The 16,603-nt window shown below is 70.7% G+C and carries 14 protein-coding genes; 9 read left to right on the forward strand and 5 right to left on the reverse strand.

Features of this window, described 5'->3' with window-relative positions:
• Positions 1-2: 2 nt before the first annotated feature.
• Complete coding sequence (locus ABIA35_RS46515; RefSeq protein WP_370362281.1) at positions 3-878, forward strand: TIGR03560 family F420-dependent LLM class oxidoreductase; 876 nt, start codon at positions 3-5, stop codon at positions 876-878.
• Positions 879-882: 4 nt separating this feature from the next.
• Here ABIA35_RS46515 and ABIA35_RS46520 read toward each other — a convergent pair whose 3' ends face one another.
• The 3 genes from ABIA35_RS46520 to ABIA35_RS46530 form a co-directional block, all read right to left on the reverse strand.
• Positions 883-3,075, reverse strand: coding sequence for a putative Ig domain-containing protein (locus ABIA35_RS46520; RefSeq protein WP_370362282.1), 2,193 nt, complete (start codon positions 3,073-3,075; stop codon positions 883-885).
• A gap of 275 nt (positions 3,076-3,350) precedes the next feature.
• Complete coding sequence (locus ABIA35_RS46525; protein ID WP_370342516.1) at positions 3,351-4,712, reverse strand: M16 family metallopeptidase; 1,362 nt, start codon at positions 4,710-4,712, stop codon at positions 3,351-3,353.
• Positions 4,709-6,109, reverse strand: a complete 1,401-nt coding sequence (locus ABIA35_RS46530; protein WP_370362283.1) for a M16 family metallopeptidase — start codon at positions 6,107-6,109, stop codon at positions 4,709-4,711. The genes ABIA35_RS46525 and ABIA35_RS46530 overlap by 4 nt, the downstream gene beginning before the upstream one ends.
• A gap of 114 nt (positions 6,110-6,223) precedes the next feature.
• Between ABIA35_RS46530 and ABIA35_RS46535 the strand changes: the two genes are divergently transcribed.
• Both ABIA35_RS46535 and ABIA35_RS46540 read left to right on the forward strand, forming a co-directional pair.
• Positions 6,224-6,730: a MarR family winged helix-turn-helix transcriptional regulator gene (locus ABIA35_RS46535; protein ID WP_370342514.1), complete on the forward strand. Its 507-nt coding sequence runs from the start codon at positions 6,224-6,226 to the stop codon at positions 6,728-6,730.
• A 91-nt stretch (positions 6,731-6,821) separates the two neighbouring features.
• Positions 6,822-8,513, forward strand: a complete 1,692-nt coding sequence (locus ABIA35_RS46540) for a methylmalonyl-CoA mutase (protein ID WP_370342513.1) — start codon at positions 6,822-6,824, stop codon at positions 8,511-8,513.
• A gap of 86 nt (positions 8,514-8,599) precedes the next feature.
• Here ABIA35_RS46540 and ABIA35_RS46545 read toward each other — a convergent pair whose 3' ends face one another.
• A complete protein-coding gene (locus ABIA35_RS46545; RefSeq protein WP_370342512.1) occupies positions 8,600-9,148 on the reverse strand; it encodes a hypothetical protein in 549 nt (182 codons plus the stop codon).
• Positions 9,149-9,322: 174 nt separating this feature from the next.
• On the opposite strand from ABIA35_RS46545, the gene ABIA35_RS46550 reads away from it, so the two are divergent.
• Positions 9,323-9,877 (forward strand): PadR family transcriptional regulator, encoded by a 555-nt coding sequence (locus ABIA35_RS46550; protein ID WP_370342511.1) that lies wholly within the window; start codon positions 9,323-9,325, stop codon positions 9,875-9,877.
• 49 nt (positions 9,878-9,926) lie between these two features.
• Here ABIA35_RS46550 and ABIA35_RS46555 read toward each other — a convergent pair whose 3' ends face one another.
• Entirely contained in the window at positions 9,927-10,571 is a 645-nt protein-coding gene (locus tag ABIA35_RS46555; RefSeq protein ID WP_370342510.1) for a TetR/AcrR family transcriptional regulator, read from the reverse strand.
• 319 nt (positions 10,572-10,890) lie between these two features.
• Between ABIA35_RS46555 and ABIA35_RS46560 the strand changes: the two genes are divergently transcribed.
• The 5 genes from ABIA35_RS46560 to ABIA35_RS46580 all read left to right on the forward strand — a co-directional run bounded on the left by ABIA35_RS46560 (position 10,891) and on the right by ABIA35_RS46580 (position 16,572).
• On the forward strand, positions 10,891-11,892 hold the full coding sequence (locus ABIA35_RS46560) for a tetratricopeptide repeat protein (protein ID WP_370362284.1): 1,002 nt from the start codon (positions 10,891-10,893) through the stop codon (positions 11,890-11,892).
• 539 nt (positions 11,893-12,431) lie between these two features.
• Positions 12,432-13,094 carry a DUF6230 family protein gene (locus ABIA35_RS46565; RefSeq protein ID WP_370342508.1) on the forward strand — a complete coding sequence of 221 codons (663 nt, stop codon included), beginning with the start codon at positions 12,432-12,434 and terminating at the stop codon, positions 13,092-13,094.
• A 101-nt stretch (positions 13,095-13,195) separates the two neighbouring features.
• Positions 13,196-13,936 (forward strand): DUF6114 domain-containing protein, encoded by a 741-nt coding sequence (locus tag ABIA35_RS46570; protein WP_370342506.1) that lies wholly within the window; start codon positions 13,196-13,198, stop codon positions 13,934-13,936.
• A 4-nt stretch (positions 13,937-13,940) separates the two neighbouring features.
• On the forward strand, positions 13,941-15,629 hold the full coding sequence (locus ABIA35_RS46575) for a hypothetical protein (RefSeq protein ID WP_370362285.1): 1,689 nt from the start codon (positions 13,941-13,943) through the stop codon (positions 15,627-15,629).
• Between the two features lie 169 nt (positions 15,630-15,798).
• The gene (locus ABIA35_RS46580) at positions 15,799-16,572 is read left to right on the forward strand and encodes an enoyl-CoA hydratase/isomerase family protein (RefSeq protein ID WP_370362286.1); all 774 of its coding nucleotides are present in this window, start codon (positions 15,799-15,801) and stop codon (positions 16,570-16,572) included.
• The last annotated feature ends 31 nt before the right edge of the window (positions 16,573-16,603 follow it).

The raw sequence follows: 16,603 nt of genomic DNA on the forward strand, positions 1-16,603 counted from the left end.
CCGTGACGCGACATCCGTTACGGATCGGCGCGAAGCTGGTCCCGCAGGGCACCACCATCGCCGCGCTGCGCGCCTTCTGGCGGCTGGCCGACGAATCAGGGTTCGACCACCTGTGGGTCTACGACCACCTGGCCGGGGTCGGCAACGCCGCGACGGTGGCCGAGCCGGACCCGGCGGTCGACCTGTTCGACGGCTGGTCGCTGCTGGCCGCGATGGCCTCCGAGACCCGGAACGCCCGCATCGGCTGCATGGTCACGGCGAACTCGCTGCGCCACCCGGCGGTGCTGGCCAAGATCGCGACGACCGTGGACCACCTGTCCGGCGGCCGGCTGGAGTTCGGCATCGGTACAGGCTGGGCCGAGTACGAGCACCGGATGCTCGGCATCGAGCTGGGCGGCGGCCGGGAGCGCATCGAGAAGCTGGGTGAGGCGCTGCGGATCATCAAGGCCCTGTGGTCCCCGGAGCGCTTCACCGACTTCGCCGGCGAGCACTACACACTCGACAAGGCCGTCCACTCGCCCAAGCCGCTCCAGAAACCGCACCCGCCGATCTGGCTCGGCGGCACCGGCGAGAAGCGGATGCTGAAGCTGGTCGCAGAACAGGCGGATGTCTGGAACACCGTCAACCACGACGGCGTCGACGAGGCCGCGCGGTTGTCGGGGGTGCTGGACCGCTGGTGTGCCGAGGTCGGCCGGGACCCGGGGGAGATCCGGCGCTCGGTGCAGCTGCGGCCGGATCCGCGCCGGGTGGTGGACGACGTCGCGCCGTGGCTGGATGCCGGCTTCACCGAGATCGTGCTGTTCTTCTCACCGGAGCAGCCGCTCGCCGACCTGGAACAGGTCGCCAAGCGGCTGCCGGAGATCCGTACCCTTATTTAGGGCGTCAGTTCACGTTCAGAGCGTTGTCGTCGATGACGAACGACGTCTGCAGCGAGGAGTCCTCGGTGCCGGTGAACTTCAGCGAGATGGTCTGGCCGATGTAGCTGGCCAGGCTGAAGGAGTGCTGGGTGTAGCCGGTGTTGTGGTTGAGGTTGGAGTAGGTGGCCAGGGTGCCCAGGACGGTGCCGGAGGAGTTCAGGACCTGCACCGACAGCTTGTCGTAGGCGGTGCTGGTCGTGGTCTCGGCGGTGTCGATGTGCAGCCAGAAGGAGAAGGTCGCCGTCTTGCAGGTGGCGGGGATGCTCACCGACTGCGCCAGGGTGTCGGTGTGGGTGGTGCCGTAGCCGTCGAGCCAGGCCTTCCAGGAGCCGCTGTGGGCCGGCTCGGAGGAGCTGTTGTCGATCACGCCGGCGGTGGCGGTCCACGGGGAGGCGCTACCGGTCTCGAAGCCGGGGTTGCCCAGCAGCTGGGTCGCGGTGCATCCGCCGCCACCGGAGGGGTTGACGGTCCAGGAGAAGGTCGTCGAGCCCGAGGCGGTGCCCGAGGACGCGGTGACGGTCACGCTGGAGGTACCCGTACCGGTCGGCGTGCCGGTGATGGCGCCGGAGGAGCTGATCGACAGGCCGGCCGGCAGGCCGGAGGCGGAGTAGGTCAGCGACTTGCCCGCGGAGTCCGAACCGGAGATCTGCAGGGTGCTGATCGCGGTGCCCTGCGTCGAGGTCTGGTTGCCGGGGTTGTTGACGGTGACCGTCTCGGTGCCGCCCTGCGGGTTCACGGTCCAGCTGAACGACGTGGTCCCGGTCGCGGTGCCGGAGCTCGCGGTGACGGTGACGCTGGAGGTGCCGGTGCCGGTCGGGGTGCCGGTGATGGCGCCCGAGCTGCTGATCGACAGGCCGGCCGGCAGACCGGTGGCCGAGTAGGTCAGCGACTTGCCCGCGGAGTCCGAGCCCGAGATCTGCACGGTGCCGATCGCGGTGCCCTGCGTCGAGGTCTGGTTACCGGGGCTGGTGACCGTGACGGTCTCGGTGGTGCCGTGGTTGATGATCGCGTGCGAGATGGCGCACGCGTTGGTGTCGTTCGACCACGAGGCCTGCTCGGGGTAGGTGCCGAACGAGCCGAAGGAGATGTTCGCGGCGCCGCCGGCGGTCCCGGGGGACAGCCACGCGCACTCGTCGGAGTTCTCCTGGCCGTTGTAGGACGAGCCGGTGTTGTTGGTCCAGCCGCCGGCCGGGTTCTGGTCGGACATCATCTCGTGCCACTCGTGGCCCATGGTGATGGTGTAGCCGTCCAGGGTGCCGGGGGAGTTCACGAAGCCCACGCCGCAGCCGGCGCCGGAGTCCATGTTGTACGGCTGGTTGGAGAACGCGATGTCGCCGTAGGGCGAGGTCACGGCGCCGCCGGTGAGCGTGGAGTCACCGTTGTAGTCGTGCCACGCGCAGTACTGCCCCTGGTAGCTGTCCGGGTTGGTGCCGGTGGGGGACAGGATCACGTAGTAGGCGTCGCGGTTGGCCGCGGCGGTGGTGTTGCCGAAGTGGGCGGCGGCGTTGACCGCTTCCTGGCCCAGCTGGTGACCGGTCGCGGCGGAGGGGGAGGCGCCGGCGTTGTCCTCCCAGACGCCGGCGAGCACGCCGCCGGACTGGTAGTTGATGTACTGCGAGGCTGGCAGGTTGGTCGGGCAGGACGTCGCGCCGCTGGACACCCCCGCGCCGTCACACCACTGAGTGAGGTCCGCGGACCACAGCTCGTTGTTGGTGCCGATGCCCTTGAACATCTGCTGGGCGACCGAGGCGCCCCCGTCCGGGTCGCCGGAGAACTTGGCGTTGCCGTTGGCGTCGGTGGACTGGGTTCCCCACTGGCTGCCGTAGAAGACGAGGTAGACCTTGGACTTGCCGCCGTCCTGGACGCCGATGCCGTCGATGCCGCCGCCGTAGGACAGCGTCTCCGGACCGGTGGTCGCCTGCGGCGAGGCGTGGGTGCTGGCCCAGGCCTTCGCCTTCTGGTTCTGCTGGATGGTGGGAATGGCCCCGTGCCGGTAGGGGTGGCCGTACGAGGGGTCATACGGGTTCTGCGTGGTGGTGCCGGGCGAGGTGGCGCCGGAGGACGACGTCGTCGTCGCCGCTCCGTTCGCGGCGGTGGCGAACAGCGTGATCGCCGCTGCGGCAAGGCCCGCCGCCGCTCTGAGTGGGACCCGATGCACGTGATTTCCTCTCCGAACCGGTTCACGGTTCAGCTAGGGAGGTGGGGTATCAGGACACGTACCGACCGGGAAAGTTATGGGTCTTTGGCGTCGCCGTCAACGCACATCGCCAGTAAATATTCTGTAAAGCCACGGAAGCGACGCCATAAGAAGTTTGCAAAGGGTGTACCGCAAGGGGTGCGTAAGGGGTGTGGACACGAAGGCCCGCCGGTCAGCGGACCGGCGGGCCTTGTCGTTCAGAGCTTATTCAGAGCTTTGCGAGAACCTTGTGAAGGTCAGGCTTGTCCCTCGTCGTCCACGCGGACGGTGCCGATCCCGGCCTCGGTGAGTCCCGGGAGGATCTTCTCGGCGTCGCCCTCGATGACGACAACCGCGTTCTCCGGGAACAACCGTTTTGCCGCGGCGGCGTCCACCTCGTCTTTGGTCAGTTGGGTGTACTCCGTGTACTTCTTTGTGTAGTAGTCGTCCGGCAGGCCGAACTCCACGATCTGCGCCAGCGCGCCGCCCACCGAGCCCGGCGTCTGCAGCGCGATCGGCAGCGAGCCGGTCCGGTAGGCCTTGGTCGAGGCGAGCTCGTCGTCGGTGACGCCGCCGCTCTTGATGCGCTCGATCTCGGCCAGCGCGTCCACCGCGGCCTCGGCGGTCACCTCGGTGTGCACCGAGGCGGACGCGGAGAACACACCGCTCTCGCGGTTCAGGTCGAAGCCGCCGCGCGCCCCGTAGGTGTAGCCCTTCACCTCGCGCAGCTGGTGGTTCAGCCGCGAGTTGAAGGTCCCGCCCAGGATCGTGGCCATGGCCTCGATCGCGGTGTAGTCCGGGGTGTCCCGGCGCGGCGCGTGGTGCGCGATCGCCAGGACCGACTGCACGGCGCCGGGCCGGTCCACCACCACGATCTCGCGGTCCAGCAGGTCGCGGGCACCGGTCTCGGGCGGCGGCGTGACCGCGGGGGCGGCCTGGCCGAGCAGGATCTCGCCGAGCGCGGCCGCGTCCACCCCGGACAGGTCCCCGGCCAGCAGCAGCGTGCCGCCGAGCGCCAGCCGCGCCTCGTGGTACTCGCGCACGTCGTCCAGCGTCAGGGTGCTGACGGAGGCGACGGTTCCGGTGTCCTGCTTGCTGTAGCGGCTCTCCGGCAGGTACAGCCCGCGGTTCAGGGCCTCGTTGGCGCGCGTCCCGGGCATCGCCCAGGCCGTGGTCAGCTTGGCGACGCGGTCGCTGCGCACCCGGTCGAAGTCGTTCTCGGCCAGGCGCGGGCGGCGCAGGGCCTCGGCCAGCAGCGCGACCGCGGCGGCGATCCGGTCCACCGGCGCCTGCACGCCGACCCGGAACACGTCGGCGTCGACCGAGCCGGACCAGGAGGCGCCCAGGGACTCCAGGGCGAGCGCGAACTCGTCGCCGGTCTTGAGCTCGGTGCCCTCGCGCAGCAGGTCCGCCGTGATCTTGCCGACGCCCTCCTTGCCCGCGGGCTCCCGGACGAATCCGGCCTCCAGCAGCAGGCCGGCGTAGGCCATGCGCTGGCCGGGCAGGTGTGCGGCGACGATCTGGCCGCCGGGCAGCTCGGTGCGGGTGACGGCCGGGAACTCGTAGGGCCGCGGCGCCCCGCCGGCCGGCTTGTCGGAGATCAGGGTGTTGCTGCTCATGCGTCGGCCTCCTGGGCGTCGTCCGCGCCGTCCTCGCTGCCCTCGGCGTCGTCGGACGCAGCGCTCGTCACGTACTCGATGACGACGCGGTTGTCGTCGGGAAGGATCTGCGCGGCGACGCGCTGCACGTCCTCGGCGGTGACCGCCTCCAGCCGCCCCAGGTACTCGCGCACGATCTTCGGGTCGCCGTCCACCGTGGCGTACTGGCCGAGCAGGTCGGCGCGGCCGCCGAGCTCGCTGACCGCGCGCAGCCAGTCGCTGGTCAGCAGGGCCTTGGCCCGGCCGAGTTCGGACTCGGAGACCGGGGCGGAGCCGTCGGCCAGCGCGTCGAGCACGGCGGTGAACTCGCGCTCCACCTCGGCGGCCTCCACGCCGTCGCGCGGGCTGAACAGGCCGAAGAACACCGAGGCGCCGTAGGCCAGGTTCCACGTCGAGGTGTAGGACTCCTCGCGCTGCGCCAGGTTCTTCTCGGTGATCAGCTTGCGGTACAGGCGGGCGCCGCGGCCGCGGCCGAGCACCGCGGCCAGCACCTCGACCGCGACGTAGTCCTCGTCGCGGGCGTCGGGGGAGCGGAACATGAAGAACGTCATCGGGCGCGGCACCGAGTCGTCCGGCACCACGCGGCGCGTGGTCGTGCCGAGCTTCAGCGCGGGCAGCGTGCCGTCCGGGGCCGGCGGGATGTCGCCGTGCCGCTGGATGCCGCCGAAGTACTTCTCCGCCAGCTGTACGACCTGCTCGGCGTCCACGTCGCCGGCGACGGTGAGCACCGCGTTGTTCGGCGAGTAGTAGACCGCGTTGAAGTCCTGGAAGTCCTCCAGGGCGGCTTCCTGGAGCTCCTCCATCGAGCCGATGGTGGTGTGGTGGTACGGGTGGCCCTCGGGGAAGGTGAGTTCGAGGGCGTATTCGACCCAGCGGCCGTACGGCGGGTTGTCGTAGCGCTGGCGCCGCTCGTTCTTCACGACCTCGCGCTGGTTGTCCAGGGTCTCCTGGGTCAGGGCCAGCGAGCCCATGCGGTCGGCCTCCAGCCACAGCGCCAGCTCCAGCTGGGAGGAGGGCATGACCTGGAAGTAGTTCGTGCGGTCGGGGCTGGTGGTGGCGTTGATCGCGGCGCCGCCGGCCGCCGTCACCCACTCGAAGTGCTCGCCCTTGGCCACGTGCGCCGAGCCCTCGAACATCAGGTGTTCGAACAGGTGGGCGAAGCCGTGCTTCCCGGCCCGCTCGTGGCGCGAGCCCACGTCGTACCAGAGGTTCACGGCGGCGATCGGCGTGGTGGGATCGGGGCTGACCACGACGCGCAGTCCGTTGTCGAGCACTGCTTCGTGGATCGGCCAGGGGAATGATGCGGCGGCGGCCTTCTCGGCCTCTGGCGTACCCGGTTCGCTCTTGACCTCTGTCACGTTTGCCAGTCAACGCGATCGGTCGGCCGTTCGTCCACTCAACGCGCATACGTTCGGCGTCCGCCACCCGGGCGCCCCGGTCTCACGCCGGCGCTGAGCGGCTAACGTAACCGCGTGCCCAAGGACCGGAATCTCTCGTTCGACCCGATCGAGCGCGCCTTCGAGTCGTGGAAGGACCGCTGGGGCGAGTCCACCTCGATGCTCGCCATCACCTCGGTCATGCGGGCGCAGCAGCTGTTGCTGGCCCGGGTCGACGCGATCGTCAAGCCCTACGAGCTCACCTTCGCCCGCTACGAGGCGCTGGTGCTGCTGACCTTCAGCCGGGCCGGATCGCTGCCGCTGTCCAAGGTCGGCGAGCGGCTGCAGGTGCACCCGACGTCGGTCACGAACATCATCGACCGGCTGGAGAAGTCCGGCCTGGTGGCCCGGCGCCCCAACCCCGACGACGGCCGCGGCACCCTGGCCGAGATCACGGCCAAGGGCCGGCAGGTCGTCGAGGCCGCGACCGCGGACCTGATGGCCGCCGAGTTCGGGATGAGCGCGTTGAGCTCCGAGCAGCACCGGGAGCTGTTCACCGTGCTGCGCGACCTGCGGGTCGCCGCGGGCGATTTCGAGGCCTAAGCGGGGCCCAAGCAGCCGGTCCGAACTGTTCATCGCCTGGTCAGGCTGCCCGGCTTCGCATTTAGTAGGACGTCCTAGTAAAATTGGCCGCATGGACTCCGAGCAGATCTCCGAAGGCCGCGACCGCTGGCAGGCGCGCTATGACGCCGCGCGCAAGCGGGACGCCGATTTCACCACGATCTCCGGCACCGACGTCGAGCCGGTGTACGGCCCGCCGGAGGGCTCCGAGGTCCCCGGCTTCGAGCGGATCGGATGGCCGGGGGAGTTCCCCTACACGCGCGGGATCCACCCGACCGGCTACCGGGGCAAGCCGTGGACCATCCGGCAGTTCGCCGGCTTCGGCAACGCCGAGCAGACCAACGAGCGCTACCGGATGATCCTGGCCGCCGGCGGCGGCGGGCTGTCCGTGGCCTTCGACATGCCGACCCTGATGGGCCACGACTCCGACTCCCCGCGCGCCCTGGGCGAGGTCGGCCACTGCGGCGTCGCCATCGACTCCGCCGCCGACATGGAGGTGCTGTTCCGCGACATCCCGCTGGGCGAGGTCACCACCTCGATGACGATCAGCGGCCCGGCCGTCCCGGTGTTCTGCATGTACCTGGTCGCCGCCGAGCGTCAGGGTGTGGACATCGGCCGGCTCAACGGCACGCTGCAGACCGACATCTTCAAGGAGTACATCGCGCAGAAGGAGTGGCTGTTCGACCCCGAGCCGCACCTGCGCCTGATCGGCGACCTGATGGAGTTCACCGCCGAGAAGGTCCCGGCGTACAAGCCGCTGTCGGTGTCCGGCTACCACATCCGCGAGGCCGGGGCCACGGCCGCGCAGGAGCTCGCGTTCACGCTCGCCGACGGCTTCGGCTACGTGGAACTGGGCCTGTCGCGCGGCCTGGACGTCGACGTGTTCGCCCCGGGCCTGTCGTTCTTCTTCGACGCGCACGTGGAGTTCTTCGAGGAGATCGCGAAGTTCCGCGCGGCCCGCCGCATCTGGGCCCGCTGGATGCGCGACGTCTACGGCGCCAAGACCGAGAAGGCGCAGTGGCTGCGCTTCCACACCCAGACCGCCGGCGTCTCGCTGACCGCGCAGCAGCCCGACAACAACGTGGTGCGCACCGCGATCGAGGCCCTGGCCGGCGTCCTGGGCGGCACCAACTCGCTGCACACCAACGCCCTGGACGAGGTCCTGGCCCTGCCCTCGGCCAAGGCCGCCGAGATCGCCCTGCGCACCCAGCAGGTGATCATGGAGGAGACGGGCGTGGCGAACGTCGCCGACCCGCTGGGCGGCAGCTGGTACGTCGAGGCCCTGACCGACCGCATCGAGGCCGAGGCCGAGGCGATCTTCCAGCGGATCAAGGACCTGGACCCCAACGGGGCCCAGCACGCGGTCGGCCCGATCACCGCCGGCCTGCTGCGCGGCATCGAGGACGGCTGGTTCACCTCCGAGATCGCCGAGGCCTCCTTCGCCTACCAGCGCTCGGTCGAGAAGGGCGACAAGCGCATCGTCGGCGTGAACGCCTACACCGACGCGATCGACGAGCCGCTGGAGATCCTGCGCGTCTCGCACGAGGTGGAGCGCGAGCAGGTGCGCGTCCTGGGTTCCCGCAAGGCCGAGCGGGACGGCGAGGCGGTCCAGGCCGCCCTGGCCACGATGCTCGACGCGGCGCGAACGGGTGCGAACATGGTGCCCGCGATGCTGGACGCGGTGCGCGCCGAGGCGACGCTCGGCGAGATCTGCGACGCGCTGCGCGATGAGTGGGGCGTCTACCGCGAGCCCGCGCGCATCTGAGGTATCGAGCTATCGAGGTATCAGAGTGTTCTGATCGGCCGGGCCCGCACGGGCCCGGCCGATCTTTTGTGTGCCGCTCTGTGCCTCTATGCCGCCGCGGCCGCTCGGGCGCGGGCCGCGGCGACGTAGCGACCGGTGAAGACCATCGGCACGACGAACGCGGCGACCTGGACCGTGACGCGCGGCGCCGCCGGCGAGTGCGCCAGGAAGGCCAGGGCGACGGCGCCGGCCGCGAAGCTCGCGGTCCACACCGCCGTGATGACGACGTTCACCCGCAGGAACTCCGGGTGGTCCCAGGCCTCGCGAGGCATCTCCTGCTTGGCGATGCCCAGCGTGAACGGCTCGCGCAGGGCCAGCGACCCGATCCCGATCAGCGCCAGGGCCCCGGAGGCCAGCGCCGGGGTGTACGCGTGCAGCGCGGTGTGCGGGTCGGCGAACGCCAGCACGGCCAGCGCGGCGAAGTAGACCGCCGAGCCGATCGCGATGACCTGGGCGTCCAGGGGCAGGCCGGCGCGGGTCTGCCGGACCACGCCGGCCGCCGAGACGGCGAGCGCGATCAGCGCGGCCCAGGCCCACGCGCCGCCGGGCACGACCGCGAAGGCGATCCAGGGCGCGAAGGCGAGGAGGTACGCCACGGGGGCTCCTTCCGAGAGCGTCGGACGGTCCGACGATTCGACATTCCACTTGTGACAGGTCGAAGTTAGAAGGTCCTATCTTGACCTGTCAATCGTGAAGGGTCGTGATAGACCTGTCGCGGGGATGATCGATCGGCGGCCCGGACCGTCGCACCGGAAGCGAGGGGCGATCGCATGAGCCTGCGACACGCGCTGTTGGGCCTGCTGCGCGAGCAGCCGGCCAGCGGCTACGACCTGATGCAGGTCTTCAACGCCTCGCTGCACAACATCTGGCCGGCCACCCAGAGCCAGGTCTACTCCGAGCTCAACAAGCTCGCGGCCGCCGGTCTGCTGACCGCCTCGGCGGAGGGTCCCCGGGGCCGCAAGGAGTACGCGCTGACCGAGGCCGGCCACGTCGAACTGCGGCACTGGCTGCTGGAGGTCGAGACCGACGTGCACCCGCGCAGCGAGGGCCTGCTGAAGGTGTTCCTGCTGGGCGCGGTTTCCCGCGAGCAGGCCACCGGCTTCCTGGGGTGGCTGGGGGAGATGGCCGCCAGGGACGTCGCGGCGATGGAGGAGCTGGAGACGTCCATCGAGTGGGAGGACGAGGACCTGCACGTCTACGGACGGCTGGTGCTGGAGTTCGCCAAGCGGCTGGCCGCCATGAGCCGGGAGTGGTCGGACTGGGCCGTCGAGCAGATCGCGCAGAGCGATAGCAGGATCCTGGACGGGCCGCCGTCAGAAGGCTGAATCGGGCTCTCTGGCGGCCGCGTTCTGAGCCGAGGCCCTAGATGTACACCTAGATCCCGCCGCTGAGCCGCAGCTGTGCCAGCCCCGCCAGCACCACCGACACGAAGCGCGTCAGGTAGTCCTCGTCGACCGGCTGCCCCTTGATCAGGATCCGGTGCACCAGCGTGCCGCAGATCATGTCGAAGATCAGGTCGATGTCCGTCTCGCCCTCGACCTCGCCGCGCCGGCAGGCCCGTTCCCAGGCCTCGTAGACCAGGTGCCGCTGCGGGTCGATGACCTTGTCGATGACCTTCGCGCGCAGCGTGTCGTCGCGGTCGGCCTCGGCGGACAACGCCAGCAGTGCCGCCTGCGTCTCGGGCAGCTGAAGCAGCTCCACGTACTGTCCGACGGTGGCCAGGGCGTCCTGCAGCATCGAGCCGCGGTCCAGGACCTCCAGGTGCGAGAACAGCTCGGCCATGGCGTCCACCACCAGGTCGGCCTTGCCGGGCCAGCGGCGGTAGAGCGTGGTCTTGGCCACGCCGGCGCGGGAGGCCACCTCGGCGATGGTCAGGTCGGGCCAGCCGCGTTCGGCGAGCAGGGCGCGGGTCGCGGCCAGGATGGCGGTGTCGGCGTCGGCGTTGCGCGGCCGGCCGCGGGTGCGCGCCGCGGCCTGCGCCGACGAGCCGCGCGGGGTGTCCTCGGACCCGGACGCCATGGCTGCCGCCTCCTTCTGAAGTCGCTCGCTGAAGTAGCCCGTCGTCGGATGCCCGTTATGGCTGTCCGTACTCGCCGGGTCCGGCCGCCGGGTTGTTAACCCGATCTTCACGCGCCCCGGTCTTTTGCGATACGCTTCGTCGCGTATTCTTAATGATCAGTCTTGCTTCCACGAGCGGGACACGCAAGAGCGCCGACCTCCCCTCTAGGTGGGGACCTAGAGGGGGGCTGGTGGCGCGTAGCGCCTCCCTAACGGGCGGCGGTGGGTGACGGGTGGGCGGAGTTGGCGTGAGGTTAGCCGGAAAGGGGAGGATGGCGCCATGAGACAGCGACCTCAGATCCCCGGGATGGCCGCCGGCGGAGGCTCCGGCCTGCCCGCCTCAGCCCTGCGCGGCGTGGTGGACCTCGGGGCCCTCGCCGCCAAGCCGCAGGCCGCACCGGCCGCGCCGGCCCAGGCGGCCCCGGCCGACGGTTCCGGCCCGGCTGCCGACGGCACCGGCGCCATCGGCTCGCCCCTGGTCTTCGACACCTCCGACGCCACCTTCGACGCCGACGTCATCGAGCGCTCGATGACCGTCCCGGTCGTCATCGACTTCTGGGCCGAGTGGTGCGGCCCGTGCAAGCAGCTCTCCCCGGTGCTGGAGCGGCTGGCCGAGGAGTACGCCGGCCGCTTCGTGCTGGCCAAGCTGGACGTGGACGCCAACCCGCAGCTGGCCCAGGAGTTCGGCATCCAGTCCATCCCGATGGTGATGGCGGTGGTCGGCGGCCGGCTGGTCCCGCTGTTCCCGGGCGCGGTCCCGGAGGCGCAGGTCCGCCGCTACCTGGACGAGCTGCTGCGGCTGGCCGCCGAGAACGGCGTCACCGGCACCGCCGACGGCCAGGCCCCCGAGGAGCTGCCCGAGCCGCCGATGGACCCGGCGCTGGCCGCGGCGTACTCGGCGCTGGAGGAGAACGACCTCGACGGCGCCGCGCAGGCCTTCCGCGACGTCCTGAACGCCAACCCCGGCGACACCGAGGCCAAGCTGGCGCTGGCCCAGGTCGAGCTGATGCTCAACACCCGGGACCTGGACGTCGACCAGGTCCGCTCCGACGCCGCGGCCAAGCCCGACGACGTCGCGGCCCAGATCGCCGCCGCCGAGCTGGACCTGTCCACCGGCCGGGTGGACGAGGCGATCGACCGGCTGGTGGCCTTCGTGGCCCGCAGCGCCGGCGCGGACCGGGACGCCGCACGGGTGAAGTTGCTCGACTTCTTCGAGCTGCTGGGCCCCGAGGACCCGCGCACCGCGACCGGCCGGCAGAAGCTGACCAGGGTCTTGTTCTGAGGCTTGTCGAGAATGCCCCGGCCGGGCCCGCACAGGGGTTCGGACGCGGGGTTCTCCATGGCCTGCGAAAACGCCCCCGCGCCTGATCAAGACCGGCGCGGGGGCCTTCATTTTACTTTTTCTTTGCCAAGTGTCACACCGGCTTGACGGCTCGTCAGACTTCGGATGAGAGCGGGGTCACAGCCGGGGGAATCGGGCGGTTTGTCCGTAGTTTGCAACTACACAGCGTGTCTAATGAGCCGTCAGTTCTTCTTTATGAGCCCTCCGGGTGCCCTCGGCGGGCAAAGAGCGTCCCTCGTTCGTGTTACCGGTCGGTAACGAACCCCTTGTGCGCCGGGCGCGAGTAGACCACGATCACATCCGCTCGGTCTGTTAATCCGACGATCCCCGAAACGATCGCGCGGGCGGCAGGTCCCCACCGGGTCGGCAGAGCTTCTCGTCGCTGCCGTTCGCCGAAGGCCCTCACGGGTCACCTCGGCCCGCATGCCGCGGTCCGGCGCGCGCTGGACCCGTCCCATCCGCTCGTGGAGGAGTAACGCATGAAGGACGCATTGGGCTCCCAGGTGCTGGGCGGCACCAAGTGGAAGCGCTTCGCCCTGGTGATGGTCCCCACCGTCGGCATCGCCGGCGCGATGACCGTCGCGATGGCCCAGGGTGTGCTGGCCAGCTCGTTCGCCGTGTCCGGCCAGCGGTTCGAGGTCTCCGCCGACCAGCTCGACGGCCAGACCTTCGCCCAGTCCGGCGACGTGGTCGTCGACGCCAACGGCAAGCCGCACGCGGTCGCCGTGGCCGGCATCAAGAGCGCCACCATCACCAACATGTGCCAGTCCGTGGTCGTGCCGATCCCGGTCCTGGGCAACCTGTCGATCATCCTGCGCGCCGGCGGCGGCGGCACCCCGGTGCAGGCCACCGACCTGGTCCTGGACGCCGACCAGGTGAACGCCGACGCGACGTTCACCGGTGTGACCATCGGCGCCAGCGCCGCGGACATCGCCAGCAAGACCGGCATCCAGGGCTTCGACAAGCACACCGGCAACCCCGACGGCTCCACCACGCCGTTCGCCGCCGGCGACTTCGGCCAGGTCGTGGACCACGCGGTGCTGACGGACGTCAAGCAGACCGCCTACTCCACCACCGCCGGCACGATGGCGCTCAAGGGCCTGTCGATCTCGGCGAACCTGAGCGCCCAGGGCTGCTACTAGCCTTCGGCCTCTTGAGGCTCTGAAGGGTCTGAGACAGCCTGGAGGGCGGGCGCGAGTAGGGCGCGCCCGCCCCACCCATTCAGCACATGTCGGGAGTAGCCGTGAGCACCATCAACGCCGAATTGTCCGGGGGCGAAGAGAACGTCCTGGCCAGAGGTTGGCGCGGGTTCAAGGTATGGCGCCGCTCCCGCCCGTTCTGGGCCGGGCTGTGGACGCTGCTGGCCGCCCTGGAGCTGTGGAGCATCCCGTTCCTGCAGCCCCTGCTGGTCCAGCACAAGCTGAACATCAAGATGGCCGGCATCGCCGGGGTGTCGACGATGGCCATCACGCCGGCGCTGATCATGATGGCCGCCGCGATGTGGTTCGCGCCCGGCTACCGGGTGTTCGCCGGGGTCTTCACCCTGGTGTGCGCGCTGCTGTCGATGGTGGTCTCGAACTTCGGCGGCTTCCTGCTCGGGATGCTGCTCGGGGTCTTCGGCGGCGGGCTGGCGTTCTCCTGGACGCCCCGGATGACCGAGGAGCAGATCGCCGCCCAGGCCAGAGCCGAACGGGCCTATCGCGACGCGCTGTCCGGCGACATGCCGCCCTCGGCGCGCGCGCCGCTGGGCCAGGCGGGCGCCGAGGCCGCCGAGCAGGCCGCCCCCTACCAGTTCGAGGCCGACTCGTACCCGGCCGCCGAACCCATCCCGGGCGTCGCGGGTTACCAGGGCACCAGAGGCGAGATGACCTCGGCCCTGCCGCAGACCGGCGACCCGACACCCGCCGAAACGGTTCCGGCCGCGCAACCGCGGGACGCCGTCCCGCCGCTGCCCCGCGCCGAGGACACACCTCTGGGGGCTTGAAGTCTTGAGTGCCACTGGCAGCAACGGAAACGAGAACACCGCCGGGGACGCGCGGGCGGGCCGATCCGCCGAGCACGACGCGGTGCTGCACGCCCTGCTGCGTGCCCGCCGCGACGCCCCGGCGCCGGTCCCGGGCGTGTTCGGCCTCGACGCCGGGCCCGAGCCGGAGCCCGACGAGGTCCCGCTGCGCTCACGCGGCGGCGGCGTGAACAAGCCGCGCGCGGTCGTCCCGACCTCGCTGCTGGCCGCCGAGGCGGTGCGCCTGGTCGACTCCGCGCACACCAAGCGGGCCCGCATGGTCTCCGCGATCGGGCTGCCGGCGGTCTTCCTGGCCGCCACCGGCGTCGCGGTCGTCCCGACGGTCGCGAACGCGGCCAGCGCCTCCTCGTCCGCGCCCGCCGCGGCGTCCACGAACTGCGCGCCGGGATCGACCGCGCAGGCCAATCCCGGCATCAAGGCCGCCCCGAGCACGGCTCCGAGCTCCGCGCCCACGTCCGCGCCGAGCTCCGGCTCGACCTCGAGCTCCGGCTCGACCAAGGCGAAGACGACCCCGAAGACCCCGGGCGCCCCGCAGCCGTCCTCCGGCTCGACCACCGCGCCGCCCGCGGCGCCGTCCTCGCGGCCCTCGAGCGCGCCGTCCGGCACCACGGCGCCGGCCAAGCCCTCGCCGACCGGCGTCCCGAGCGTCCCGGCGCCGACGTCGAGCACCTCGACCAAGCCGGCCGCGCCGACCAGCACCCCGAGCCCGAGCTCGAGCTCGTCGGCGCCCTGGTGGGACCCGCTGGGCTGGCTGGGCACGACGGTGGACGGGGTGTTCAACCCGGCGCCGACCTCCTCGTCGACGAACTCCACGGTGAACAAGCTGTCCGCCGCGCCGGCCGCGAACCCGGCCTCGGACCCGAGCTCGTCCACGTCCCCGTCGCCGATCCTGTCGATCGGTCTGGGCGGCTCCTCGTCGAGCTCCTCGAGCCCGTCCGGGGCGCCGACCTCGAAGCCGAGCACGCCGACGCCCACCACGCCGCAGCCGACGTCGAGCGAGTCGAAGCCGTCGACGCCCGCGCCGACGTCCACGAGCTCCTCCTCGGCGCCGAGCACGGCTCCCCCGACGTCGAGCAGCTCCTCCGGTGCGCCGGGGACCATCACCTACCAGGGGAAGACGTACCAGCTCCCGGCCACGTCCTGCGTCGCGGCCGCGGCCCCGGGCGCCCTGCGCGAGGTCGAGTGGCACCTGGACGCCAGCTCGCTGACGCTGACCAACCAGAAGTTCGAGGGTTTCCAGGACGTCAACACCGGCGACGGCAAGACGGTGCAGGTCATGGTCATCCACGCGGACCGCGTCGACGTGACCGACATGGTGACCTACAACGAGGACGGCAACACCAAGGTCTACTCCGACGGCGGCAAGGGCAAGAACGTGAGCCTGACCAACGTCACCCTGCACGTCCTTCAGCAGAAGGGCGTCATGGACCTGCCGATCATCCCCATCCCGCTGGGCGAGGTCACGCTGGGCCCGCCCGGAGAGGCCGGGACCGACCCGACGAGCCAGCTGGTGATGGGGCTGCTGCAGCTGAACCTGCCGCTGCCGCCGGTCACCTTCAAGGACGTCCACGTCGACCAGTACACGCTGACGTCCGACACGCTCAACATCCCGCACTTCAACGTCGGCCTGAACGGCTCCACGCCGCAGTACTGAGCCGCGGGCGCCGCGACACCCATACAGATCACCGAGCCCGTGCCCGCCCTCCCGGCGGGTACGGGCTTCTGCTTTGATGAGAAGTCCCAGAAGAAGTCCCAGCAGAAGACCCAGAAGTAGTCCCAGAAGAAGCCCGTGACCCGGGCTCGCGAGAAAGGGCCGGCGCCGCATGGGCGAGTTCGTACGCGTGGAGATTGACGGAGCGGTGGGCGTCATCCGCCTGGACCGCCCGAAGATGAACGCGCTGAACGTGCAGGTGCAGCGCGAGCTGCACGAGGCCGCCGAGCAGGTCGGCTCCGACCCGGCGATCCGCGCCGTGGTGATCTGGGGCGGCGAGAAGGTCTTCGCGGCCGGCGCCGACATCAAGGAGATGCAGGACATGTCCTACGCGGACATGGCGCAGCACTCCGTGCGGCTCCAGGACGCCTTCAAGGCGCTGGCCGCCATCCCCAAGCCGGTCATCGCCGCCATCACCGGCTACGCCCTGGGCGGCGGCTGTGAGCTGGCGCTGACCGCCGACTTCCGGGTCGCGGCCGAGGACGCCAGGCTCGGCCAGCCGGAGATCCTGCTCGGCCTGATCCCCGGCGCCGGCGGCACGCAGCGGCTGCCGCGGCTGGTCGGTCCGGCCAGGGCCAAGGACCTGATCTTCTCCGGCCGGCAGGTCGGCGCCACCGAGGCGCTGGCCATCGGCCTGGTGGACCGCGTGGTGCCGGCCGAGGACGTGTACAAGACTGCTGTGGAGTGGGCCGGCACTTTCGCCGGGGGTCCGGCGTTGGCCTTGAAGGCGGCCAAGGAGGCCGTCAACCACGGGCTGGAGGTGGATCTGGACACCGGTCTGGAGATCGAGCGCCTGCAGTTCACCGGGACGTTCGCCACCGAGGACCGGACCGAGGGCATGCGGGCGTTCACGGCCAAGGAGAAGGCGGCGTTCACCGGGCGCTGACCCGGTCCGACCAGACCAGACCAGACCCGCC

It is taken from the genome of Catenulispora sp. MAP12-49, assembly GCF_041262705.1.
GTDB lineage: Bacteria > Actinomycetota > Actinomycetes > Streptomycetales > Catenulisporaceae > Catenulispora.

Excerpts from the sequence above, each read along its gene's own strand:
- ABIA35_RS46525 (WP_370342516.1), bottom strand. The coding sequence starts at position 4,712 with ATGAGCAGCAACACCCTGATCTCCGACAAGCCGGCCGGCGGGGCGCCG.
- ABIA35_RS46540 (WP_370342513.1), top strand. The coding sequence starts at position 6,822 with ATGGACTCCGAGCAGATCTCCGAAGGCCGCGACCGCTGGCAGGCGCGC.
- ABIA35_RS46550 (WP_370342511.1), top strand. The coding sequence starts at position 9,323 with ATGAGCCTGCGACACGCGCTGTTGGGCCTGCTGCGCGAGCAGCCGGCC.
- ABIA35_RS46555 (WP_370342510.1), bottom strand. The coding sequence starts at position 10,571 with ATGGCGTCCGGGTCCGAGGACACCCCGCGCGGCTCGTCGGCGCAGGCC.
- ABIA35_RS46560 (WP_370362284.1), top strand. The coding sequence starts at position 10,891 with ATGAGACAGCGACCTCAGATCCCCGGGATGGCCGCCGGCGGAGGCTCC.
- ABIA35_RS46565 (WP_370342508.1), top strand. The coding sequence starts at position 12,432 with ATGAAGGACGCATTGGGCTCCCAGGTGCTGGGCGGCACCAAGTGGAAG.
- ABIA35_RS46580 (WP_370362286.1), top strand. The coding sequence starts at position 15,799 with ATGGGCGAGTTCGTACGCGTGGAGATTGACGGAGCGGTGGGCGTCATC.